This window comes from Tenacibaculum sp. SSH1-16 (genome assembly GCF_040104435.1).
GTDB lineage: Bacteria > Bacteroidota > Bacteroidia > Flavobacteriales > Flavobacteriaceae > Polaribacter > Polaribacter mesophilus.
Genome location: NZ_JBECOV010000009.1, coordinates 57,133 through 80,765 on the forward strand (window position 1 = coordinate 57,133; position 23,633 = coordinate 80,765).

Here is a 23,633-nt window from a genome sequence, read left to right on the forward strand (position 1 = left end):
AATTTTTTTAGCAGCACGACATGTCTTTTATGTCAAGATTTAAAAATGAAGATAATAAAGTTTTTGTTTCTTGCCATTTAGCTGGATTTATGCAATAACAAACACTTGTGCCTTCAATAGTTCCTTTAATAATTCCTATTTTTTTTAATTCTTTTAAATGTTGCGAAATAGTAGGTTGCGCTAAACCTATTTCATTTACTAAATCACCACAAACACAAGAATTCAGTTTGAATAAATGTTGTAAAATGGCAATACGAGCAGGGTGTCCTAATACTTTCGCAATAGAGGCCAATTGGTTTTGCTCTTCAGAAAAAATTTCAGATTTAGTTAATCCCATTTATTAAATATTTAATTGCAATATTACGATTAAGTAATGGTTTTTACAAAACTTTAAAAGTTAAATTTTTTATAAAAAGTTTAATACCAGCGTTTTTTCTTCTTTTTAGAAGCTTCTGATTTTCTTCCTTTTTTATGTTTGCTAATGGTATTGGGTTGTTTTTTCTTCTTTGGTTTAGCTAGAGGGAATGGATGGTCTTCTATAATTTTTATAGTTCTATCCATAAACTTTTGAATAGCTTTAATGTACGAAGTTTCATCGGCACTACATAGCGAAAAGGCGATTCCAGATTTACCTGCTCTACCAGTTCTACCAATTCGGTGTACGTAGGTTTCAGGAATGTTAGGTAAGTCAACATTAATTACCGCATCTACTTTACTAACGTCAATTCCACGAGCAGCAACATCGGTAGCAATTAAAATGTTGGCTTTATTGTTTTTGAAATCTTCAATAGCTTGGTTTCGTAAGTTTTGTGACTTATCACCATGCACACTGGTAGCTTTGTATCCGTTTTTTTGAAGAGTTTTCTCCAATTTGTCAACCCCAAATTTGGTACGACGAAATATAATAATACGACCTTTTATGGTATTACGTAATAAGTGCAAACACAAATCGACCTTATGCTTTTTAGGGGTGTAGTATAGTAACTGACCAATATTTGTTGAAGTGGTTTCTGCAGGTGAAATGTCTATCTTCTCTGGCTTGTATAACATTGATTGAGCCAAGTCACTTACTTTGTCAGGCATTGTTGCAGAAAATAGTAAGGTTTGTTTTTTACGTGGACATAATTCTTCAATCTTTCTTACATCGTCGATAAAGCCCATATCTAACATTAAATCAGCTTCATCTAAAACAAAAGTTTTCAGTTGGCGAACATCAATACTACCTTGTTTATGCAAGTCGATAAAACGACCTGGTGTAGCGATTAAAATATCTACCCCTTTTTCTAACACATCTTTTTGAGGTTGTGTAGACATACCACCGTATATAACAGTACTTCTTAAGTTGGTGTACTTACTATATGCTTTAAAATTTTCTTCAATTTGAATAGCTAGTTCTCGAGTAGGACTTACAATTAAAGCTTTGATTTTTTTTGCTCTTTTTTCAACATCATCTTCCTTAGAAAGCTCATGAATGATAGGTAACGCAAAAGCAGCAGTTTTACCAGTACCTGTTTGTGCAGCTACAATCACATCTTTTTTATTGAGTACTAACGGAATTGCTTTTTGTTGTACTAAAGTTGGCTTGTGATGCCTTTCTTCCGTAAGCGCTTTTAAGATAGATTTATTGAGTTGTAAGTCTGTAAACTGCATTCAAATATTTTTTTGCAAAGGTAGGCTAAAACAGAGAATGAAAAATTTATTTTATACTGTTGTGTGTTTTAGTAAATTATCTAGCAGAATAGGAGTAATAGAGATTATGATATTGTGCACTATTGAGCTGCTTTATTGGCTAAGTTGGTTGTAGTATTTCTATGGTTAACAGATTTTTTGTGATGAATTAGTACTTTTAAGTTGGTTAAATACGTTTAATTTCTTCCATGAACTGGAATAATTTTAAAAGACCTTTTGAACTATCAACTTTTAAAAGATCATTATGGAACTCAGTCAAGGTTTCAATGGCATTTGTAAAAATACTTATACGTTGATTAGCAATTTCATATCCTTTTTTAGCTTCTCTTAAAGTTGGGTTTTCAATTGTTTTAGTTTTATAATGAACCAAGTCATTTCTTTCTTTTATGATTTTTATCATGGATTCATAATATTGGGAATCAGTTTGAAGAGATTTTGAATAAATCAATTTTAGAACTATTTCCCATTTTACTAAAACTTTTAAATTATCCAGATTCTTCTTAAAGTATGTAGAGCCTAATTCAATTCTTCCAATTTCATTTATTAAAGCTTCGTAATAGGAAGACAAAATTATAATTCCTTCAATACTACTTTTATACTTTTCTTTTTCAAGAGTAGAAATACGCATTGAAAGTCTAGTTTTTTCTATTGGAGGAAATAGTCCTTCATCTACATGAGCAATCGAATCATTTTTTTTTCTTAAATCAATTAACTCATTTTCGTATTTCAATAATCTATGATATATATCGATTGAAATTTGTAAAAACAATTCTACATGCCCTCTTCTGAATCGACCTTTAGAGTCTATATATGATTTTTCCAATTAGTTGATTTTAGTTTGTGTGATTTTTTAGATACAAACCTGTTTTAATAACTGATGTTCAATATTTGTAAAGTTAGTTTAAATCGTATAAAAATCAAAACTAAAAAATAGACTGTTCAGAAAGTGTGGTAAATTCTTCTAAAAAGCGCATGCCTCTATATGAGTTTCCTTTTTTGTTCAATTTAGGGCTCCATACTGCAATCGCATATTGATTAGGGTGTATGGCAATAATGCCTCCTCCAACACCACTTTTACCTGCCAATCCAACTTTAAAAGCAAACTCCCCAGATTCGTCATAAAAACCACAGGTTTGCATTAATGCGTTGATTCTTTTGGATTGACTTTTAGTTAATATTTGTTCTCCCTGTCTGGTTTGTCCGTTATTGGCTAAAAAGAAAAACAATTCAGAAAGCTGTTCGCAAGTCAATTCCAGCGAACATAAATCGAAATAAAAATCTAGCACCACTTCAGGATCATTATAAATGTTTCCGTAAGACTTGATAAAATTACACAAGGCCACATTTCTGTATCCTACCGATTTTTCAGAAGCTGCAATTTTTGCAGAGTAGTCAATGTCTTTATTTTTAGAAAGACTTTTAATGAAATTCAATAAATCTTCTTTCGGATTTACTAAGCTGCTAATTAAAATATCGGCAATTACAACAGCGCCTGCGTTAATAAACGGATTTCTAGGAATACCATTGTCAGTTTCTAATTGAACAAGTGAATTGAAACTGTTGCCAGAGGGTTCTACACCCAATCTGTCCCAAATAGATTCACCAAGATGTTTATAAGCCAAACAAAGTGATAATACTTTAGCAATACTTTGAATAGAGAATTTTTCTTGAAAGTTTCCTAAACCAAAATTGGTGTTAGTAACTGTTGAAATATATACGCCAAATTTTTCAGTATCAATGGTAGCTAATTCAGGAATATAGGTAGCCAACTCACCTATATTTTCAATAGGAGCTATTTTTTGATATACAGCTTCAAGTATTTCTTTATAATTCATTGTTTATAAACGCTAATATGTGTTAAACGAAATTAGTTGAATTCTGTTTGAAAACAAATAAAAAAGCAACCTCATTGAGGTTGCTTTTAACTTATAGTAAATTTCCGTAATCGGAATATTTTATCCTAAGAAAGGGTAACGATAATCAGTTGGAGAAACAAATGTTTCTTTGATTAAACGAGGAGATACCCAACGTAATAAGTTTTGAGCAGATCCTGCTTTATCGTTCGTTCCTGAAGCTCTTGCTCCACCAAATGGCTGTTGCCCTACAACAGCTCCTGTTGGCTTATCGTTTACATAGAAGTTACCAGCACAGTTTTCTAATGCTTTAGTAGCTTCAGCAACTGCATAACGATCTGTTGAGAATACAGCACCTGTTAAAGCGTACTCAGAAGTTCCGTCAACTAACTTTAACGTATCGGCCCAATCTGCATCTTCATACACATAAATAGTTACTACAGGACCGAATAATTCAGTTTCCATAGTAGTGTATTTAGGATTAGTAGTTAAGATAACAGTTGGCTCAATAAAATATCCTTTTGATTTATCGTAGTTACCACCAGCAATAATTTCAGCATCAGCATCGGCTTTAGCTTGGTCGATATATTTTGCTAACTTATCAAAAGAACCTTCGTGAATTACTGCAGTAATAAAGTTGCTCATGTCTTCTGGAGAACCCATTTTAAAAGAAGCGATATCTTCTTTTACATAGTTTAAGGTTTCTTCAGCTAACGATTTTGGTAAGTATACTCTTGAAGCTGCAGAACACTTTTGACCTTGGAATTCAAAAGCACCACGAGAAATACCTGTAGCTACTTGTTTTGGGTTAGCAGAAGGGTGTGCAATGATAAAATCTTTACCACCAGTTTCTCCTACAATTCTTGGGTAGGTTTTGTAGGTGTGAATGTTTTCACCAATCTTTTTCCATAATTCCTTAAATACATAAGTAGAACCTGTAAAGTGGATTCCAGCGAAATCAGGAGAAGATAAAACTACATCAGTAATTTCAACAGGATCACCATAAATTACGTTGATAACACCGTCTGGTACACCAGCTTCTTTAAATACATCTACAATTACTTTTGCAGAGAAAATTTGGCTATCAGATGGTTTCCATACTACAACATTACCCATCATTGCAGCTGATGCAGGCAAGTTTGCAGCAATTGCAGTAAAGTTAAATGGAGTAATTGCATATACAAACCCTTCTAACGGACGGTACTCAACACGGTTCCAAATTCCGTCGTCAGAGTTTGGTTGTTCGTTGTAAATTTCAGACATATATTCTACGTTAAAACGTAAAAAGTCAATTAATTCACAAGCAGCATCAATCTCAGCTTGGTGAACAGTTTTAGATTGCGCAATCATAGTTGCAGCGTTAATCTTTGCACGGTAAGGACCCGCAATTAACTCAGCAGCACGTAAAAAGATAGCAGCTCTTTGTTCCCATGGCATTTGCGCCCATTCCGTACGAGCTTCTAAAGCATTAGCAATTGCTTTTTCTGCATGTGTTTTGTCTCCAATATGATATTGTCCTACCACATGTTGGTGGTCGTGTGGAGGTGTCATATTACGAGTATTTCCTGTCCTAACCTCTTTGTTACCAATGTACATTGGTACATCTACAGATCCGTTAAAATATTCTTTGTATTGTTTTGAAACGGCTTCGCGCTCTGAAGATCCTGGAGCATATCCTTTTACCGGTTCGTTAATGGCAGTTGGTACGTGAAAAAATCCTTTTCCCATTTGTATGTTGTTTGTTGAATTAAATTTCTTTCTTTGTTATTGAAAAGTCTATTTCAGACTTTCCTAAATGACAAAGTTACGGTTATTTTAGGAATATTTAAATGGACATAAGGCTGGAATTATATAAAAGTAAAACAATATGTGTACGGTAACTTATTTACCTTTAGGGAATAATAATTTTATATTAACATCAAATAGAGATGAAGACCCGAAACGAAAAACGATTGCACCAAAAACGTATGTTGAAGAAGGAGTGAAGTTAACATACCCTAAAGATGAATTAGCTGGAGGTACATGGATAGGGTTAAGTGAAAAAAATAGATTGATTTGTTTGCTAAATGGAGGGTTTACAAAACACCAAAGAGCAGAATCGTACCGAATGAGTAGGGGAGTGATTGTAAAGCAGTTATTAAAAGTTGATGATCCTGTTGAAATTATTAATCACTTTGACTTTGAGGGAATTGAGCCTTTTACCATTGTGTTAGTTGATTGGAATAATGGGTTGCAAGCGTATGAATTGGTTTGGGATGGAGTAAAAAAACATTTTCAAGAGCTAGGTAAAACTCCTAAAATATGGTCATCATCTACACTATATACTGATGAAATGAAACAGCTAAGAAAAGAGTGGTTTGCAGATTGGTTATCCAACAACAAAGAGTTTCATCAATCAGGTATAATTAATTTTCATCAAGATGAAACTAGAGGTAATAAAGAAGTGTCATTAAAGATGAAGCGTCAAAGTGTAGAAACTGTTAGTGTAACTTCAGTAATAAAAAAAGAAAAGCAACTTACCATGAGCTACTACGACTTGCATTCAAATATTAACAAAATAGGAGTCGAAATCATTAGTTTGTAATAAAAGCGATTTAATATCTTTGCAAAAAAAGTTTTTATGAATAAAAAAACATTATTGCTATTTTCTACAATTTCTATCCTCTTATTTACTAGCTGTTTTGAGTTTGTTGAAGAAGTGAGTTTTAATAAAGATGGCTCAGGAAGTGCTGTACTTACCATTAACTTAAGTAAAAGTAAAACAAAGCTAGCTTCTATAATGCTACTTGACAGTATTAATGGCTATAAAGTACCTTCAAAAGTAACTATAAGAAAAAAAGTACAAGAAATAGTTTCTAAAATTAAAGGAACAAAAGGAGTTCATAACGTAAAAAACACGTTAGATTTTAATGAGTTTATTATTACAGTTTCGTGTGATTTTGATAATGTAGAAGCTTTAAATGAAGTAATAGCTAATTTTAGCTCAAAGAAACATATAGAAGCTATTAAAAAGAATAAACATTTTACCTTTAATGAAAAAAGTAAAACATTTACACGCAGTCATCATTTTGATCTAGGAAAAGAGTTTAGAAAAACAAAAAATCAAGACCGTAAAGTATTTGAAACTGCAACTTACACCAGTGTGTATAGGTTTGAAACACCTATAAAATATACAGAAAACAACCAAGCAAGAATATCAAAAAGTAAAAAAGCTATTATGTTGCATTTACAGGCACAAGACATCATAGTAAACAAACAAACAATCAAAAATAAAATACAATTAGAGAATTAAATTTAGGATGAAAAAAATTATTGCTACACTACTGTTTTTAAATATACTTACAGTTATACAGGCTCAACGACTAGAGTCTAAGATACCTAACAACATAGATGTGTTAGTTTCTGCAAACGCAGAAAATTTATTTAAATTGATAGAAGTATCAGATATTGACAAAAATGCTATTGGAAAAGAAATTTTAAAGGATTTAAATAGAGATAATAATATTTACAGAGTAGAATCTGTAGTTGAGTCAGAGTCAGATGAAAAGAAAGAAGACTCAAAAGATATAGAAGAGAGAAAAAAAGTTTCTTCAGTAGCTAATGCAGGGATAGATATTAAGTCAAATGCCTATTATTTCTTTAGTAAAACAGATAGTATTTCATACCATAACTTTTATGTGGAGTTGAAAGATAGAGAGTTGTTCGAATCAATGTTAAGTAAACGAAATAAGAAGAAGATAAGAAGAATGGAGGGTTATAATATTATTGAAGGACGAAGTGATATTAGAATATGGAACGATAATTACCTTTTATTGGTAAACGGTGATGCGTCAAGAGGATATTTCTCAACTCATAAAGAACGTCTAGATAAGCTTAAAGAAGAAGGAGAGTTTGGTTACAACTTCAGAAAAAGAATAGGTAAAGATTGGACAAAAAAATATGTGCTAGACCTATTTAATAAGAATGTTATAATGTCTATTGCTACTAATAAAAAGTTTCAAAAGAGTAAAAAGAAAAATGCATCGGCAACACTTTGGATTCGTAACTATGGAATGTTAATGACAGACTTATTTAAGTCTTTTGGAGGTTATCTATATCCTATGTATGCTGAAGGAGGAAATCAAAATATTTATGGAGTTGAAGAAGTAACTGCTAATTTGTTTTTTGATAAAAGTGATGCAAGAATTTTATTAGATATGTCGGTTAGTTCTGATATGAAGAAATCTTTTAAGAAGATTTATAATAAAAAAATGAGTAGTAATTTAGTTAATAGCTTTGATCATGATAAAGCATTAGCTTTTTGGAGTATTTCTATAGATACTGAAGAAACATTAAAAGAATATCCAGAATTATTACATAAGATGTACGGAGGTATTTTACCTAAATTTCAAGAAGAAATGGAACTTGTAGGTGATTTATTTTCTTTAGTTATAGATGAAAAAGCAGTAGGTAGATTAGTTACTGGAGATGCTCTTTTAGTATTGAACGATTTTTCTAAACAAGAAGTAGAGTACACTACTTACGAATATGATAAAGATTATAAGCGTAAAGAAGTAACAAAAACAAAAGAAGAGTTCATTCCTGATTTTACGTTGATGATTGGTTCAGAAGAAGAAGATTTATTGAATAAGTTTTTCAAATTAGGGGAAAAGCATAAAGCAGTTGAGATTGAAAATAACGTAGTAAAGTTTAAAACTAAAAAGTCTGATATACCATTTGATTTATATTCAGTAGTTAAAAATGATGTATTGTACTTAACTACATCAAAAACGAATGCGTTAAGCATTGCTAGTGGTAATAATAACTTTAATACAAAAAAACACAGTAAGTTGGTTAGAGACAACTCAACAGTGCTTTTTGTAGATGTAAATGCGGTTTTAAATAAAATTCCTAATAAATGGATGAGTAAATCGGAAAAAGAGGCAATGCGCTTTTCAACAGATAACTTAAATGATGGAGTATTTAGAGTGTCTAGAATGAAAGGAAACACAATTTCTTCTGAATTAAAAATATCTACACAAGGAACAGAAGAGAACACGTTAAAATTATTGTTAGAATTTATCAATACAGTAGCGAAATAAGCTAAATGATAAAAAGAATAGCATATATACTTGTAACAGTATGCTGTATTATAGTTACGGTTGGATTTTTTAGATATAATCCAACCGTAATTTATGAAAAAAAAGTACCAACTTCAGCTGAAACTATAGTTTACCTCAATCTTAGAGAAATAGAGTATAGTATACTTAGTAGTTTTTTAAAACATCCGCTTTCTCAGTTAGACTTCAAGAAATCTACAAGCAAAAAAGCAAAAAAGAAAACAACATGGTTAGATGAGGTAGAAGTGCCTCCTGGTTTGTTTTTTTATACTAATGAACAAGAGTTTAAAAACTTTTTTATTAGTAACCCAATAGTTGTAAAACAAAATTTTGAAGAAGCTTTAAAAGAAGAAGGATTTGCAGTCAAAAATATAAATAAGACAACTGTTTATAGTAAAGGGGTAATAAGTTGTGTAGTGAAAGGTAATTCTTTGCAAGTACTATTAAAAAAATATAAAGGAGCACAAATACTCCCTCAGTTATTATCTAAACTAAGTCATGAGAACTATTTTTCTGAAAACGACTTAATCTTAAGGCGGATAAAGGATAGTAAACAGCCAATAGTTATAAGTACTTTGCAAGGAGACTTTTTTGAATTTTCTGCAGATGGAGGTGGTTTAAAGATTCAAGGAGAGTTAAGTGAAGAGAATAACTTGTTTAAGCCATTTAAAGCGTCTTCAGTGGGTAGTTCGATAGTAACTGTGTCAGGGAAATTAAACACCGAAGTATTAACAAGTAGATTAGGTGTAGATTTTAAGAAAAAGTTTAAAAAGCTAACAACATTGTCATTAGATTCTGTTACTAATAAATGGGATGGAGTGATAGATTTTAATCTTAGTTCTTTCGTAGAAAAATTAGATACGATTGTAACTTATGAGTACGATGATGATTTTAATAAGGTTGAAAAGAAGGAAATTCAAAAAATAATAACACCCAAAGTGATTTTAGAAGTTGATGGAGATGATTTGTGCAGGTATTTAGAAGAAAAAAGAGCAATTCAAAAACTAGATAATGAAGACATTCTAACATTAATGCCTTTTTTTACTACCTATAGCTTTTGCGAAGAAGAAGGTTTAAGGTTTGTGTCAATAAAAGGAGATAAGCAAATTAAAGAGGTTAATAAAAAGAATAAATTTTACTTCTTATTTAACGTGGCTGATTATCAGAATAGGGATAGAGGTATTTATTCTATTAAAAATAAATATTTAAGTAAAGTGAAAACAATGCAGTTATTAGTAGCTAATAACAACGAGTTAAAGGCGACTGTAGAGTTAAAAAACACTTCAAAAAACTTTTTTTTACAAGCCTTGAATTAATACAGGGCAAATGCAGCAAATGATATAGCGGCTGATCCAAGCATGGCTAGAATAAAAAACATCGTATTTGCAAGCATATATTTAGTAAATGTTTTAAAATATCCTTGATTGTAAAACCTTTTCATGGCAATGTATAGGTAAACCATAAAAAGTAATAAGAAAATAGAAAGAAAGTTATTAGAGTGTTTAAAAAAGTCTATAATATAAAAAATTGAAAAAAGAAGAAATAGCACAGTTTGTACATGAAATACAAAAACTAGATGCTCTACGTAAGTATATTTTTTTCTAATATAAATAAATTTTAAAAATAAAGTAAATAAAGGCAGTAGAACAAAAAGTGCTATAGAAGCATATGATAGTACCTGACGGAAAAACTTCTTTGCTTCATCTCTATCTAAAAAAATTGAATTAAAAACTTTAGCGCGAGAATACCAAAAACGATTGCTAAAATTTTTGGTAACTTGTAAACTGTCCAAAGCAGCATCAATAGAGGTTTTTGGATGCGTCTTTTGAAATTTCATAAACTCTATAATATCAAAAGAATTACTAAGATTTGATTTAACTGTTTTTGGTTTTATATTATACGAAACTTTAGTAGAATCAGTTTCAGTTTGTTTAGTGTCAATAGAGTCTTGTTCTTCAAGTTGTTTAAAAACGATACTTTGGATAGAGTCCAAATCTACTTGAATATCCTCTGAGTCATCATTATTTATTTTGATATTAGATGAACGTCCAATCCTTAATTCTTCAAACTTTTTGTAACTGTCTGTTAAGCTTATGATTAAGAAAAAAATAATAGATGTAGCTAAATAGAACCGAAAAGGATTTGTGTATTTAATTCTTTTTCCTTCTATATAGTCTTTTGAAACTTTTCCAGGTCTTATTAGTAAAGGGATTAGTGTTCGCCAAAACTTAGTATCTAAAGAGAAAAAACCAGCAAAAAGTTCACGAAGAAAAACACTTAGTGTAATTTTCTTACCTCTATTCTTTTGTCCGCATTCAGGACAAAACTTTTCGTTATTAGTAAAAGGACATCCGCAATTTAAACAGTTAGCATCTTTAATAACCGGAACTTTATTTTTCTTAATCATTAATTTAAAATAGAAGAGGTGGTTAATTGAAAAGTAGGAATAATTACAAGAAATTCCTCAAAAGTTTCTACGTTAATCATCTTGTAATTGCCGCCCATAGCACCTGTAGTAGATAGTAAAAAGCAATTTGATCTGTAATTATAAATATCGTTAGGTCTTAAGATTGGAGTTTCACCAACGACACCTTCACCTTCTACATATTCAGTATTGTTAAGAGCATCAAAAATAACCCAAAAACGTTCCAATAGCTTTACAGTTTCTTTCGAACTATTTTCTATGGAAACATAATAACTAAAAGCGTAGTATTGCCGATGCTCTCTGTAAACTGAGCCTCTAAAAGACGTTTTTACAGAAACCTTAATACCTTTTGTAATTTGCTGAAACATATGATAAAGATAGTTCTTTTTCAGTTTTTAGTCAACGTTTACATAAATACCTTACCTATTTTGGTTAAAAAAACCGTAACCAACACCAATTACTCTATCGTAAATTTCACCAAAAGGTCTGTAATAAACAATTACGGTATATTCATTCTCAGTTTGATAAAAAGAACCGTTAACCTCGTGTAAGTCAATGTTTTTTTTCTTGTTTAAAGTAGCGTAGCTATAGTTGTAGAAGCCTTGTTTAAAAGGTAAAATTGCCTTGTAAATTTTCTGAGAAGGGTCATAGGTCATTTTATTTTCTTCAGACAATTCGTAGTTGTTAAAAGCTCCATAAACATAAACTTCCTTGTTTTCGTAAGGCTCAAAAGCATCTAAAGAAAAATGAACTAAAGAATAATCAGCCTCAGTGTTATCTCTATTGTCAACAACATCACGTTCAGTGGTTCTTATAACAAACTGTCCGTTAATATCAGGGTTGTAGGTATATGTTTTATCAGCCCTAGGCTCGTCTGTGTAGAGGTAGCTGTGGTATACGTTTTTGCGTTCTACTTTAGCAACATTTAAACTAGAGTTTCGTATCAGTTTAGTGTCAAAATTTAAAAACTCATTCCCACCCCAGAAATTAGTTTTTACAGTGTGATTATATAAAAGTTGTTGAGGTTTTATAAAAATAGGTTGAAGATTAGTAATAGCTGTATTCCAATTATGGTTTTGAAACAATGTAACATTAATTTCTTGAGAAGGATTATTGATTTGTAAACCTGAGTGATTAACTGAAAATTGAACGGTTTGTTGTTGGTTGGTTGTTGTTGTATTTCTGCTTCTAAAAGCAGCAACACCAACGGTGGTAATATCTTCGTAAAAGACACAGCGTCTTGTAAAAACAACTTTATAATCCTCATCTAAAACAGAAATTAAATAATTACCACTTTTTGTGATAATTGTGTTCTCATTAGGGATTTCTACAGAATAATGAGTATAAGGTTGGAGTGTATTAAAGGAATTAGTAAAGTTGAAGATTTCGTTTTGTTCAAAACCCTGAATGTATTGATTACTTGTTATTGAACTGGGTCTCCAATCATGAGTCATATGTTCAATTTTGTATAAATACTGTTTGCTATCAGCATCTAAATCATCAAAAGATAATTTTAAAACATCACCCAAGCGAACAATAGGGGCATAAAAGTTTGGGTTATTTTTAGGTCGTAGTTGTACTGTTTTTACATTTTGAGCTTGAATATTCAAAAATAACAATGCAAAGAATAATAAAAAATAATTTGATAATCGCATTTATAAAGCCTTAATACGTTAAAAAACATGAAGATTCAGTTTGTAAAACTACGAATATATAAAACATTAATTTACTTATTTTTTATTTAGATTGAATAAAGATAATTTATACTTTTGCATTTCAAATTAAGAGGGGTATGAAGTTTGGTTTCTTTATGTTGTTGTTTGTGGCAGCAATTTCAAAGGCGCAAGTAAAGATTGGTTTTAAGGTTAGTAACACATTAGGTAGCCCAATAGAAGATGCATATGTTTTTATAAATTCCAAAGCAAAGGTAACTGATAAAAAAGGAGAAGTTTTTTTTAATGTAGAAAAAGACAACTATACGATTAAGGTTAATCACATTGCTTATTTAGATTTTTCTAAAGTAATTTTAGCGTCAAAAGATAGTATAGTTACTATAGTTTTAAGAGAAAATAAAGAGTTATTACAAGAAGTGGTAATAACAGCTAAAGAATCTGAAGGAATGACCTCCTCGTCTCTAGTAGATAGAAAGGCGATGAGTCATTTACAGCCCAGTAGTTTTACAGATTTGGTTAGTTTGCTTCCAGGTAAAAACATAACTAATAGTAATTTAAATGCATCTACTCATTTACGTTTAAGAGAGGTAGGTTCTTCTGATAGAGATTACGATACTTCTTTATTAGGTGTTTCTTTTTTGGTAGATGGTGTACCAATAAACACTAATGCAAACTTGCAACAGGTGGTAGAGGCAGCACCAGTAAATAAATCTACGAAAGATTATAATAGAAATACAGTAAGAAGAGGAGTGGATATGCGATCAATATCTACTGATGAGATAGAGAAGGTAGAAATTGTAAGAGGAGTAGCTTCTGCAAAATACGGAGATTTAAGTAGTGGTTTAGTAAAGATAAAGCGTAAAAATGGATATACACGCTGGAAATCTAGAATAAAATCAGATGGTTTTAGTAAGCTGTATTCTTTAGGAAAAGGATACAATTTTAACGAAGAAAACTTAAAACTTAATTTTGATGTAGCGTATTTAGATGCAAAAGCAGATCCTAGAGATAACTACGAAAATTATAAAAGATACACTACATCTTTACGGTTAGAAAAGTTGTTTGAAAAAAGAAATCCTGTTAGTTGGAATTTAAATGTAGATTATACAGGTACTGTAGATGGTGAAAAATCGGATCCAGATGTTCCTTTTGATAAATATGAGTCTTTTAAATCCTCATATAATAGTATTCGTGTGTCTAACGAGTTTAACATTGATTTTTCTGAAGGTATATTAAAAAACATAAACTTTAAAACAAGCTTTAACCAGTCTTTTGATAAAATAAAGCAGACCAGATGGGTTCAATTATGGGATGCAACAGCACTTCCATTGGCTACAGAAGCAGGAGAGAGCTATGGTTTTTATCTTTTACCTAGTTACGTGTCTAACCAATTAATTGATGGGAAGCCTTTAGATATTTTTGCAGATTTTTCTGGAATTTTAAATTTTTCAGCATACAAAATTAAAAACAATATTACGTTAGGTGTCAATTATTTATATGCTAAAAATAATGGGTTAGGACAAGTATACGATCGTAAATTACCACCTTCTCCGTCGATTAAAACACGACCGAGAACATACAAAGAAATACCAGCAATGCAATCATTGGCTTTTTATGTAGAAGATGAAATAAAGTGGGATGTAAACACTACAAATTTTACTTTAAGAGCGGGTGTTAGAGGAACATCGTTTTTAGGGCTCAATAAAAAATACGCTATACATAATGAGCTGTTTTTAGATCCTAGACTTAATCTTAAGATAGCCTTTCCTGCAATAAAATTCAATAATAACGAAGCTTTAAAGATAGAGGTAACAAGTGGTTATGGTAAACATCATAAATTACCAACACTAAATATGTTATATCCGCAAGAGTTGTATGAAGACTATGAGCAATTAAACTATTATCATAATATTAAAGAGTATAGACAAGTTCATTATAAAACATACAAGTTTTCACAAGTAAACTACAAAATTCAGCCTGCTTTAAATGTAAAAAAAGAAGTAAGATTAGGGTTAAACTATGATCATCACTCATTGTACATAACTTATTTTGATGAAAAAATGTCTTCTGGATTTAGAACAATTAGTAATTTTCATCAGGTAAATTATAAAAAATATGATGTATCAGGGTTAAACCATGAAACGATAACAAGTGCGCCGCTCGTAGAAAATTTACCCTACAAAACAGTAAATAGTTTAGCGTTATCATCACAAGAAAGTAATGGAAGCTCAATATTTAAAAAGGGAGTAGAATTTCAATATGCTACTAAAAGAATTGAGGCATTAAAAACACGCTTTACAATTAATGGTGCTTGGTTACAAAGTGAATATTTTAATTCATTACCAAGATATAAATCGGAAACAGCAATTATAGGAGGTGTAAACTACACCAATATTGGTTTGTATAAAATGGCTAATAACAACTCTTTTAAAGAGTCGTTACAAACAAGTTTTACAGCAGATACCTATTTGCAGAATTTAGGTTTAACTACTTCTTTTAGAATGGATGTACAATGGTATACTAAGTCGTTTTATTTGCCTGAAAGTAGTGTGCCTACACATTATGTAAAAAATGATGGTACTGTTGTGCCCTATACCATAGTAGAGGCTAACGACCCTGTTTTAAAATCTTTAATCTTAGATGTAAGAGGGGATGGAGAGGTTGCATACAGAGAGAGTCCCCTGGGCTTAAATACACACATTAAAATTTCAAAAAAGTTTTACAAAAATTTTGTGGTTTCTATGTATGTAAACAATTTGTTTAACTATTATGACAGAAATACAACAGCAAACCAACAAGTAACACAGCGAAATTTTATCGACCCCTATTTTGGAATGGAACTCAATTTTAATTTTTAATTATACAAATACTTTTACATGAAAAACATAGCATATTTTTTAACAGTAATTACACTACTAGTTTTTACGTCTTGTAGTGACGACCCTGAGGTGTTAATAAGAAAAAGTGATGCGACTTTTAATTTATTAAACCCATCGGACTTGGTAAAAATAACACAATATACAGATGTTACTATATCGTTTACAGAGCTTAATACTAAAGAAAAACAAGAGCAAAAAGTAACAGCAAACCTTGTTAACATAGAATTAAATCAAGGAAGTTACGAAGTGTCTGTTTCTGGTAAGGTGCAATATGATTTAAATGGTGAAACAAGAGAAGGGGTTGTTGTGGCGTTTGTACCAGAGTTAAACTTTGTAAGTGATGTACAAGCACAAGATATTCAATTAGCGTTAAAAGCTTTTAGTAAAGATTTTATTATTGAAGAAGTATTCTTTACAGGAACGTTAACGCCAGAAGGAGAGCAATACTACGGTGATCAATATTTTAAAATATATAACAATACAGACGAAGTTTTATATGCAGACGGATTAATATTAGCGCAATCTAAATTCTTAACTGTAGATAAACAAGAATATACGCCAGATGTTATGAAAACTGACTTTACAACCAGTTCAATGATTCAGATTCCAGGGTCTGGTAAAGAATATGCTGTCGAGCCAGGGGAATCATTAATTATAGCATTAGGAGGTATTAATCATAAAGAAAATAATGCAAAATCTATCGATTTAAGTTCAGCAGATTTTGAAATGTTTTATGAAGGAACAGATGATGTGGATAACCCTGCTGTAACTAATGTAATCAATTTTTACGATAGAATAGTGCCTCATAACAGAGGGTTTAATAGTTACGTATTAGTAAGGTTGCCAGAGGGCGTAAATCAAACCAATTATATAAGTGATTATAAGTACAACTATGAGTGGTTATTTGTTTTTGGTGAATATGAGATACCGCAAAATGAATCTGATTATAAGATTCCTAACGAATGGATTGTAGATGCGGTTAATATGAGTGTAGAGTCAGAGTTTGAATGGGTAGTAACAGACGCTTCATTAGATAGCGGTTATACTTACTGTGGAAAAGTTGATAGAGATGCTTCACGTTACGGAAAATCTGTGAAGAGAAAAGTGTTACAAGAAATAGATGGAGTACGTTTATTGCAAGATACTAACAATTCAGCAAATGATTTTATTCCAGAAGCAAGCCTTTCTGTACAATAAGTTTTTACATAAAGTTGTTTTTTAATATAACAAAAAATGAAAATTAAAATAATATTTTTTTGTCTTGTGTTGCTTTTTAGTGGTAAGTTTTTTGCACAAGAAAATATAAAACTGCTACAAAAAATAAAACAACACAATAATCAAAAACAATTTTATAAAAATATTTTTCAAAACCCTGCATTAATGCAGGGTTTTGGTACTAGACAATTTTCAAGATTAAAAGCAACATACTCTAATGCTGCTAATGAAATGTATACTATTCAAAAACCAAGAAAAGAAAGTGGTTTTAAAATATCCGCTTCATCTTTTTATCCGATAGATAGTACAAAAACAGTTTGGGGTAAAGCCAGTTATAGTAATATTGAAGAAAAAAATAAAGTATGGAATGAAGCTATCGATTATGATTTGATTTATCCATACATTACAGCAGATTCGGTAGGAGGAAACTTAAGTAACGAGCGTTATCACTTTTTAGGAGGGTATGCAAAAACAACTAAAAAAATAGATTTTGGAACACAGTTACAATACAAAGCAAACTTAGCTAGTAGAAGTAGAGATCCAAGAGTAAAAGACGTAAGTTCAAATTTTCAAATAAAATCAGGAGTATATTTTAAAGATCTTTTTGGGGTTGACTTAGGGCTTCATGCAGGTTTTCAGAAATATACACAATCCAATGATATTCGTTTTTTTAATCAAATTTCAGTACCCGAGATTTATCATTTAAATGGCTTAGGATATTTTAATGATATTGTAAGAGGAACTTATAAAAGTGTTTTTTATGATGGTAGTGGATTTAATTTAGGAATGCAGTTACAGCCAATAAAAAATAATGATTTATGGCTGTATGTAAACACAAAACAATTGAAAATAAGTAAATTTTTAAGTGAAGCAGTATCTACAGAGTTGTCTAGCTTAAAAAGCAACGATATAAACGCTTCTTTGGTAAAATTGTTTACGAAAAAAGGGCAAACTTTTGGGGTTAAACTAATGTATCAGGTTCAAGAAAAAAAAGGATTAGAGTCTATTCTTTCTTCAAGAACTGGATCAACACTCAAAATTATAGGTCAAAACGAAAATTACAAACTAAATAACACTACTTATCAATTAAGTACACTTTACTATAAAGACGCTGAAAAGTATTTTATGTACTTCTCTCCATATATTAACTATCAAAAATACAAAGAAGACTATTTTTTAATTAGAAGTTACCAGTATGTTGATAATCTTAATGTCGGATTTGTCTCTAGATATACAACAAGTGTTAATGAGAAAATATTGTTTTCTGCAGTAGTAAACTTTAATTATAAAGCTGTTTTAAAAGGGAAATCTTTGTTAAGAAACGATAATCAAGTTTCCATATCAAACATGCTTCATCAAAATAATGAATTGCTAAACTCTAATTATATTAATTCAGGAGTAAAACTTAAGCTAGATTATAGTGTAGCGGAAAAAATTAATGTTTTCGTTGGAATTAATACAGAAACAGCTCTAGTTAACACTGCAATAAATAATTTATATACAATATCAACAGGAGTAAGTTTTTAAATGCTCCTTTTATTTTCTTTCGCAACAAAAAATGACACGATTTTTACAATACCTTATTCTTATCCTTGTGTTGTATTCATGCAAGCAACATAATTCACAAGAAGAAAAATTAAACAAAGGTTATTCCATAGTTGACTTATATAAAAAACCAATTTCAAAATGGCCAAAACCAATCATTGACGAGGGGGTTGAGTGGCAAGAAATGAAACCCATAGAAATAAATTACAATTATTTCGAAGACATAAAAAAGCCAGAAGTTATGCTAGGTAAACTACTTTTTTTTGATCCCAAATTATCGTCCTCAAATCAAATATCATGTAGTTCTTGTCATCATCCAGAAATGGGATGGGCAACTCATACCGAAAAATCTACGGGTCATAATCATTTACAAAGCTCTAGAAATGCACCTACAATTTTAAATGTAGCATCAAAAAAAATCTTTTTTTGGGACGGTAGAGTAGCTTCTTTAGAAAATCAAGCACTGGGGCCTATAACAGCTCATAATGAAATGAATATGAATATTGATGAACTACCTGGTAAGCTTCAAAAAGTAAAAAGATATGAAGAGCTTTTTAAAAAGGTTTATAAAAAAGAAAATATAACAATAGAGCAGGTTTTAAGTTCAATTGCAGCTTTTGAGAGAACTATAAAAAGTCAACCTAGTAAGGTAGATAGATTTATGAAAGGAAGTTACAAAGCATTAACAGATTCTGAAATTAAAGGGTTACATCTTTTTAGAACAAAAGCAAGATGTATGAATTGTCATCATGGGCAATTTTTTACAGATCAAAAATTTCATAATATAGGATTAACATATTACAAGAGAGAACAAGAAGATCTAGGACGTTATAATGTTACGAAGAATAGTGAAGATGTTGGAAAATTTTTAACCCCTTCTTTAAGAGATCTACTTAATACAAGACCATGGATGCACAATGGTTTTTTTGATAACTTAACAGGAGTGGTAAACATGTATAACAGTGGTATGCAGATGTTAAACCCATCTTTTGAAGAAAAAAAGAAAGACTCATTGTTTCCAGTGGTAGACCCGTTAATGAAACCTTTAAACTTAACCGATGAAGAAATTAATGACTTAGTAGCTTTTCTAAAAGCTTTAAATGGAACAAAGTACAAAATGGAGATTCCAGAAGTACCACGATGACTGTTTGTTCTACGATAAGAAGCTTAAAAAAGCAAAAGCTAATTTAGAATAAGTATAAATAATGTTGTTTTTTAAAGATAAGAAAGGTTTTGTTCTGCAAAGGGATGCAAAATTTTTAAATTTGCGTGTTTTTAAGAAAATCAAATTAATCAGTTCCTATGTCAAAAGACATCCGTATTAAGAAGGGCTTGGATATCAAGCTAGTTGGCGAGGCAGAACAGATAACTACTGAACTTCAATTAGGTAGTTTGTTTGCAGTAAAGCCAGATGATTTTCACGGCGTTATTCCTAAAATTTTAGCAAAAGAAGGTACAGAAGTAAAAGCAGGAGAAGCACTTTTTTATTCAAAAAGTGACGAGCGTGTTTTATTTTCTAGTCCTGTTAGCGGTAAAGTTACAGAAATCGTTCGTGGAGCACGAAGAAAAGTTTTAGCAATTAAAATCACTGCTGATGCACAGCAGGAATACAAAGATTTTGGTAAAAAAGATGTAGACACAATGTCTGGAGAAGAGGTGAAAAACCACTTGTTTGCTTCAGGTTGTTGGCCGTTTATAAAACAACGTCCGTATGACGTAGTTGCAAATCCTAATCAAGCACCAAAAGCAATTTTTGTATCTGCCTATGCAAGTGCGCCTTTAGCAGCTGATTATGATTATGCGTTAAAAGGCAAAGAAGCAGAATTACAAGCAGCTTTAACAGCGTTAACAAAGTTAACAGCAGGTAAAGTACATGTTTCTGTAGGTAAAAACTCAACACTATCACCATTTAAAGATGTGAAAGGAGTTGAACTACATAAAGTTTCAGGTCCACACCCGGTAGGAAATGTAAGTACACAAATAGCACAAATTGATCCTATTAATAAAGGAGAAGTTGTGTGGGTAGTTACGCCTCAAGACTTAGTAGTAATAGGTGAGCTATTATTAACAGGGAAGTTAAATATTACTCGTACTGTTGCCTTAGCAGGTTCTAAATTTAACAAACCACAGTATGTAACTGCAAAAGCAGGGGCACAAATATCTGATGTTGTTAAAGGAAATTTAGAGGCTGATAATGCTCGTGTAATTAGTGGAAATGTTTTAAGTGGTTTAGAAGTTAAAGAAGATGGTTTCTTAGGATACTACGATAACTTAATTACAGCTATCCCAGAAGGAGATGATTATGAGTTTTTTGGATGGAATAAACCAGTTTTTAACAAAATATCTACTTCTAGAGCATTAACTTTTTCTTGGTTAAACCCAAAGAAAAAATATGACTTAAATACAAATACTAACGGAGAACACAGAGCATTTGTAGTAACAGGCTCTTATGAAGAAATTTTTCCGTTAGACATCTATCCGATGCAATTATTAAAAGCTTGTATGTATAAAGATCTGGACGAAATGGAAGGATTAGGGGCTTACGAAATTGCACCAGAAGATTTTGCATTAACAGAATTTATTTGTGTATCGAAACAACCTCACCAAAAAATAATTCGAGAAGGATTAGATTTAATGAGAGAAGAATTAGGATAAGATATGGGCTTAAAACAAAAATTAGATAATTTTAGAGAAGAACATAAAGAAAAAAAGTGGTTTCCCTTATTTAGTGGGTTTCATACTTTTCTTTATATGCCAAAAGAGGTAACGCACGGCGGAACTCATATTAAGGCAGCAGATGACTTAAAACGTACCATGAATACGGTAATTATGGCATTAATACCATGTTTGCTTTTTGGTATGTTCAATGCAGGGTATCAGCATAATCTTCAAATAGAAGCCGTTTCAAATGCAACAGGTTTCTTTTCTGGAGAGTTTTGGAATATGAGTAACTTTCTAATAGGTTTGGTTAAAATATTACCATTAGTAATTGTTTCATATGCGGTTGGTTTAGCAATAGAGTTTGTTTTTTGTATAATCAAAGGGCATGAGATAGAAGAGGGGTACTTGGTAACAGGAATGTTAGTTCCATTAATTGTACCAGTAGATTTACCATTATGGATGCTAGCAGTAGCAGTAGCATTTGGAGTTATAATTGGTAAAGAAGTATTTGGAGGTACAGGAATGAACATCTTAAACCCTGCCTTAACTATTCGTGCATTCTTATTCTTCGCATACCCAACATGGATGTCTGGAGATAAAGTATGGGTTCAAGGAGCAGTAGAAGCTGCCGGAACAGCTGATGCCATTTCAGGAGAAACAATTTTAGGAAGTTTGGCACAGTCACAACCATTAAATTATTCAGTTTCTGATATGTTCTTTGGGTTCATTCCAGGTTCAGTAGGAGAAACATCAACATTATTAATCTTATTAGGAGCTTTATTCTTAATCTTTACAAAGATTGGAAGCTGGAGAATTATGTTATCTGCAGTTATTGGAGCTTTAGTAATGGGATTCATCTTCAATCAAGTAGTTGATATGGGATGGATTGGTGAAACAAGCAAGTTTTACGGATTAATGAGTTTAGATTTTTGGAAGCATTTATTAATTGGAGGTTTTGCGTTTGGTGCTGTATACATGGCAACTGATCCAGTAACAGCATCACAAACTAACAAAGGAAAATGGATTTATGGATTCTTAATTGGTTTTATTTCAATTATGATTCGTGTATTCAACCCTGCATATCCAGAAGGAGTAATGTTAGCAATCTTATTAATGAATGTATTTGCTCCAACAATTGATCATTACGTAGTTCAAGGTAATGTAAAAAGAAGATTAAAACGTTTAAAAGCTAAAACTGCCTAATTATGAGTAAGAAGACAGATAGTAATGTATATACGGTAGCATTCGCAATAGGAATGGTACTAGTAGTGGGTGCGTTGTTAGCTTTTACAGCGTCATCACTTCGCCCAACAATCGATGCTAACAAACGTATCGAGAAGCAGCAAAATATTTTGTATGCAATGGGTGTAAACGAAAACGATGAAACAAGTGTAGAGTTTGTTTCAAAAGATAAAGTAGCAGACGAGTTTGCTAAATACATAAAAAAACAATTAGTAATTGAAGGAGATAATGCTTCTGAAGATTCTAAAGCGTATTTAATTGATGTAAAAAAGCAACAAACAGCAGCTAAAGAAGGAAAAACAAGAAAATTACCATTATTTGTAGGTGAAAAGGAAGGAAAAACTTTCTATATCGCTCCAATTAGAGGTAAAGGTCTTTGGGATGCTATTTGGGGATATGTTGCAATGGATAAAAACATGGTAGTTCAAGGAGTTTTCTTCGATCATAAAGGAGAAACACCAGGTTTAGGGGCTAACATTAAGCAACGTTACTTTATGGACGATTTTATTGGAGAAGATTTAATGAGCAATGGTTCTTTTAAAGGAATTGCAGTTTCTAAATCGAACAATGATCCAAAGAATGAAGATAAAAATGATAACGAGGTAGATGCAATTGCAGGAGCAACTATTACTGGAGACGGAGTAGCTGCAATGATTAAATCTGAATTAGGTTTATACGTACCTTACTTTAAAACATTAAAATAAATATGGGACTTTTATCAAAAAAAGACGCAGCGTTAATTACTGATCCATTAGCAGATAATAACCCAATTACAATTCAGGTATTAGGAATTTGTTCTGCATTAGCAATTACAGCAGAGTTAAAAGCTTCTATTGTAATGTCTATATCGGTATTATTTGTATTAGGAGTAGGGAATGTAGTAATCTCGTTAATGAGAAATATTATTCCATCAAAAATTAGAATTATTGTACAGTTAATCGTAGTAGCAACCTTAGTAATTATCGTAGACCAAGTGTTAAAAGCATTTGCATACGATTTAAGTAAAACCTTATCGGTTTTTATTGGGTTAATTATTACCAACTGTATTATTATGGGACGTTTTGAGGCTTTTGCTTTAGGAAACGGACCTTGGAGATCGTTTTTAGATGGAATAGGAAATGCCTTAGGATATGCAGTAATCTTAATTATTGTAGGTTTCTTTAGAGAGTTATTAGGTTCAGGTACTTTATTAGGATTTAAAGTATTAGGTGATCCTATCGAGAAAACAGGATTGTATGCTTTAGGATACGAAAACAACGGATTTATGTTATTATCACCAATGGCATTAATTGTTGTGGGTATTATTATTTGGGTACAACGTACAAGAAATAAAGCATTAGTAGAAGACTAAC

General features: G+C 31.3%; 20 protein-coding genes. 12 read left to right on the forward strand and 8 right to left on the reverse strand.

Annotated elements, in window-relative coordinates; genetic code table 11:
• Positions 1-7: 7 nt before the first annotated feature.
• From ABMY20_RS11635 to pruA, 5 genes are all read right to left on the reverse strand, one after another.
• On the reverse strand, positions 8-337 hold the full coding sequence (locus ABMY20_RS11635; protein ID WP_047788311.1) for a metalloregulator ArsR/SmtB family transcription factor: 330 nt from the start codon (positions 335-337) through the stop codon (positions 8-10).
• Between the two features lie 80 nt (positions 338-417).
• Entirely contained in the window at positions 418-1,650 is a 1,233-nt protein-coding gene (locus ABMY20_RS11640) for a DEAD/DEAH box helicase (RefSeq protein WP_349265352.1), read from the reverse strand.
• Positions 1,651-1,855: 205 nt separating this feature from the next.
• Entirely contained in the window at positions 1,856-2,419 is a 564-nt protein-coding gene (locus tag ABMY20_RS11645) for a hypothetical protein (protein WP_073182532.1), read from the reverse strand.
• 193 nt (positions 2,420-2,612) lie between these two features.
• Positions 2,613-3,524, reverse strand: a complete 912-nt coding sequence (locus ABMY20_RS11650) for a glutaminase (protein ID WP_349265353.1) — start codon at positions 3,522-3,524, stop codon at positions 2,613-2,615.
• Between the two features lie 120 nt (positions 3,525-3,644).
• Positions 3,645-5,270, reverse strand: coding sequence for an L-glutamate gamma-semialdehyde dehydrogenase (gene pruA / locus ABMY20_RS11655; RefSeq protein WP_349265354.1), 1,626 nt, complete (start codon positions 5,268-5,270; stop codon positions 3,645-3,647).
• A 139-nt stretch (positions 5,271-5,409) separates the two neighbouring features.
• Here pruA and ABMY20_RS11660 point away from each other — a divergent pair, with 139 nt between their 5' ends.
• The 4 genes from ABMY20_RS11660 to ABMY20_RS11675 are packed head-to-tail and all read left to right on the forward strand — an operon-like array spanning position 5,410 to position 9,957.
• Positions 5,410-6,126, forward strand: coding sequence for an NRDE family protein (locus ABMY20_RS11660; protein WP_047788316.1), 717 nt, complete (start codon positions 5,410-5,412; stop codon positions 6,124-6,126).
• Between the two features lie 36 nt (positions 6,127-6,162).
• On the forward strand, positions 6,163-6,834 hold the full coding sequence (locus ABMY20_RS11665) for a hypothetical protein (RefSeq protein WP_349265355.1): 672 nt from the start codon (positions 6,163-6,165) through the stop codon (positions 6,832-6,834).
• A 7-nt stretch (positions 6,835-6,841) separates the two neighbouring features.
• Positions 6,842-8,623 (forward strand): hypothetical protein, encoded by a 1,782-nt coding sequence (locus ABMY20_RS11670; RefSeq protein ID WP_349265356.1) that lies wholly within the window; start codon positions 6,842-6,844, stop codon positions 8,621-8,623.
• Between the two features lie 5 nt (positions 8,624-8,628).
• Complete coding sequence (locus tag ABMY20_RS11675; RefSeq protein WP_349265357.1) at positions 8,629-9,957, forward strand: hypothetical protein; 1,329 nt, start codon at positions 8,629-8,631, stop codon at positions 9,955-9,957.
• Here the strand turns inward: ABMY20_RS11675 and ABMY20_RS11680 are convergent.
• From ABMY20_RS11680 to ABMY20_RS11690, 3 genes are read right to left on the reverse strand one after another with little or no spacing between them, the layout of a single operon-like run.
• Positions 9,954-11,048 carry a DUF3667 domain-containing protein gene (locus ABMY20_RS11680; RefSeq protein ID WP_349265358.1) on the reverse strand — a complete coding sequence of 365 codons (1,095 nt, stop codon included), beginning with the start codon at positions 11,046-11,048 and terminating at the stop codon, positions 9,954-9,956. The genes ABMY20_RS11675 and ABMY20_RS11680 overlap by 4 nt on opposite strands.
• Positions 11,048-11,434 carry a Co2+/Mg2+ efflux protein ApaG gene (gene apaG / locus ABMY20_RS11685; protein WP_047788321.1) on the reverse strand — a complete coding sequence of 129 codons (387 nt, stop codon included), beginning with the start codon at positions 11,432-11,434 and terminating at the stop codon, positions 11,048-11,050. Before apaG ends, ABMY20_RS11680 begins: the two co-directional genes overlap by 1 nt.
• A 51-nt stretch (positions 11,435-11,485) precedes the next feature.
• On the reverse strand, positions 11,486-12,721 hold the full coding sequence (locus tag ABMY20_RS11690) for a DUF5103 domain-containing protein (protein WP_173359311.1): 1,236 nt from the start codon (positions 12,719-12,721) through the stop codon (positions 11,486-11,488).
• A 137-nt stretch (positions 12,722-12,858) separates the two neighbouring features.
• Here ABMY20_RS11690 and ABMY20_RS11695 point away from each other — a divergent pair, with 137 nt between their 5' ends.
• The 8 genes from ABMY20_RS11695 (at position 12,859) to ABMY20_RS11730 (ending at position 23,632) form a co-directional block, all read left to right on the forward strand.
• On the forward strand, positions 12,859-15,597 hold the full coding sequence (locus ABMY20_RS11695; protein WP_349265359.1) for a TonB-dependent receptor: 2,739 nt from the start codon (positions 12,859-12,861) through the stop codon (positions 15,595-15,597).
• Between the two features lie 18 nt (positions 15,598-15,615).
• Positions 15,616-16,815, forward strand: a complete 1,200-nt coding sequence (locus tag ABMY20_RS11700) for a DUF4876 domain-containing protein (RefSeq protein ID WP_167712472.1) — start codon at positions 15,616-15,618, stop codon at positions 16,813-16,815.
• Between the two features lie 36 nt (positions 16,816-16,851).
• Positions 16,852-18,360 (forward strand): DUF6850 family outer membrane beta-barrel protein, encoded by a 1,509-nt coding sequence (locus tag ABMY20_RS11705; RefSeq protein ID WP_349265360.1) that lies wholly within the window; start codon positions 16,852-16,854, stop codon positions 18,358-18,360.
• 31 nt (positions 18,361-18,391) lie between these two features.
• Complete coding sequence (locus tag ABMY20_RS11710) at positions 18,392-19,522, forward strand: cytochrome c peroxidase (protein WP_349265361.1); 1,131 nt, start codon at positions 18,392-18,394, stop codon at positions 19,520-19,522.
• Between the two features lie 158 nt (positions 19,523-19,680).
• Entirely contained in the window at positions 19,681-21,033 is a 1,353-nt protein-coding gene (locus ABMY20_RS11715; RefSeq protein ID WP_239178479.1) for a Na(+)-translocating NADH-quinone reductase subunit A, read from the forward strand.
• Between the two features lie 3 nt (positions 21,034-21,036).
• Positions 21,037-22,242: an NADH:ubiquinone reductase (Na(+)-transporting) subunit B gene (locus ABMY20_RS11720; RefSeq protein WP_047788327.1), complete on the forward strand. Its 1,206-nt coding sequence runs from the start codon at positions 21,037-21,039 to the stop codon at positions 22,240-22,242.
• A 2-nt stretch (positions 22,243-22,244) separates the two neighbouring features.
• Complete coding sequence (locus tag ABMY20_RS11725; protein ID WP_047788328.1) at positions 22,245-22,985, forward strand: Na(+)-translocating NADH-quinone reductase subunit C; 741 nt, start codon at positions 22,245-22,247, stop codon at positions 22,983-22,985.
• Positions 22,986-22,987: 2 nt separating this feature from the next.
• On the forward strand, positions 22,988-23,632 hold the full coding sequence (locus tag ABMY20_RS11730) for an NADH:ubiquinone reductase (Na(+)-transporting) subunit D (RefSeq protein ID WP_047788329.1): 645 nt from the start codon (positions 22,988-22,990) through the stop codon (positions 23,630-23,632).
• Position 23,633: the final 1 nt, after the last annotated feature.

Bases quoted from the DNA above. Each gene is read 5' to 3' on its own strand.
- ABMY20_RS11635 (WP_047788311.1), bottom strand. From the start codon at position 337: ATGGGATTAACTAAATCTGAAATTTTTTCTGAAGAGCAAAACCAATTG.
- ABMY20_RS11640 (WP_349265352.1), bottom strand. From the start codon at position 1,650: ATGCAGTTTACAGACTTACAACTCAATAAATCTATCTTAAAAGCGCTT.
- ABMY20_RS11650 (WP_349265353.1), bottom strand. From the start codon at position 3,524: ATGAATTATAAAGAAATACTTGAAGCTGTATATCAAAAAATAGCTCCT.
- pruA (WP_349265354.1), bottom strand. From the start codon at position 5,270: ATGGGAAAAGGATTTTTTCACGTACCAACTGCCATTAACGAACCGGTA.
- ABMY20_RS11660 (WP_047788316.1), top strand. From the start codon at position 5,410: ATGTGTACGGTAACTTATTTACCTTTAGGGAATAATAATTTTATATTA.
- ABMY20_RS11665 (WP_349265355.1), top strand. From the start codon at position 6,163: ATGAATAAAAAAACATTATTGCTATTTTCTACAATTTCTATCCTCTTA.
- ABMY20_RS11670 (WP_349265356.1), top strand. From the start codon at position 6,842: ATGAAAAAAATTATTGCTACACTACTGTTTTTAAATATACTTACAGTT.
- ABMY20_RS11675 (WP_349265357.1), top strand. From the start codon at position 8,629: ATGATAAAAAGAATAGCATATATACTTGTAACAGTATGCTGTATTATA.
- ABMY20_RS11680 (WP_349265358.1), bottom strand. From the start codon at position 11,048: ATGATTAAGAAAAATAAAGTTCCGGTTATTAAAGATGCTAACTGTTTA.
- apaG (WP_047788321.1), bottom strand. From the start codon at position 11,434: ATGTTTCAGCAAATTACAAAAGGTATTAAGGTTTCTGTAAAAACGTCT.
- ABMY20_RS11690 (WP_173359311.1), bottom strand. From the start codon at position 12,721: ATGCGATTATCAAATTATTTTTTATTATTCTTTGCATTGTTATTTTTG.
- ABMY20_RS11695 (WP_349265359.1), top strand. From the start codon at position 12,859: ATGAAGTTTGGTTTCTTTATGTTGTTGTTTGTGGCAGCAATTTCAAAG.
- ABMY20_RS11700 (WP_167712472.1), top strand. From the start codon at position 15,616: ATGAAAAACATAGCATATTTTTTAACAGTAATTACACTACTAGTTTTT.
- ABMY20_RS11705 (WP_349265360.1), top strand. From the start codon at position 16,852: ATGAAAATTAAAATAATATTTTTTTGTCTTGTGTTGCTTTTTAGTGGT.
- ABMY20_RS11710 (WP_349265361.1), top strand. From the start codon at position 18,392: ATGACACGATTTTTACAATACCTTATTCTTATCCTTGTGTTGTATTCA.
- ABMY20_RS11715 (WP_239178479.1), top strand. From the start codon at position 19,681: ATGTCAAAAGACATCCGTATTAAGAAGGGCTTGGATATCAAGCTAGTT.
- ABMY20_RS11720 (WP_047788327.1), top strand. From the start codon at position 21,037: ATGGGCTTAAAACAAAAATTAGATAATTTTAGAGAAGAACATAAAGAA.
- ABMY20_RS11725 (WP_047788328.1), top strand. From the start codon at position 22,245: ATGAGTAAGAAGACAGATAGTAATGTATATACGGTAGCATTCGCAATA.
- ABMY20_RS11730 (WP_047788329.1), top strand. From the start codon at position 22,988: ATGGGACTTTTATCAAAAAAAGACGCAGCGTTAATTACTGATCCATTA.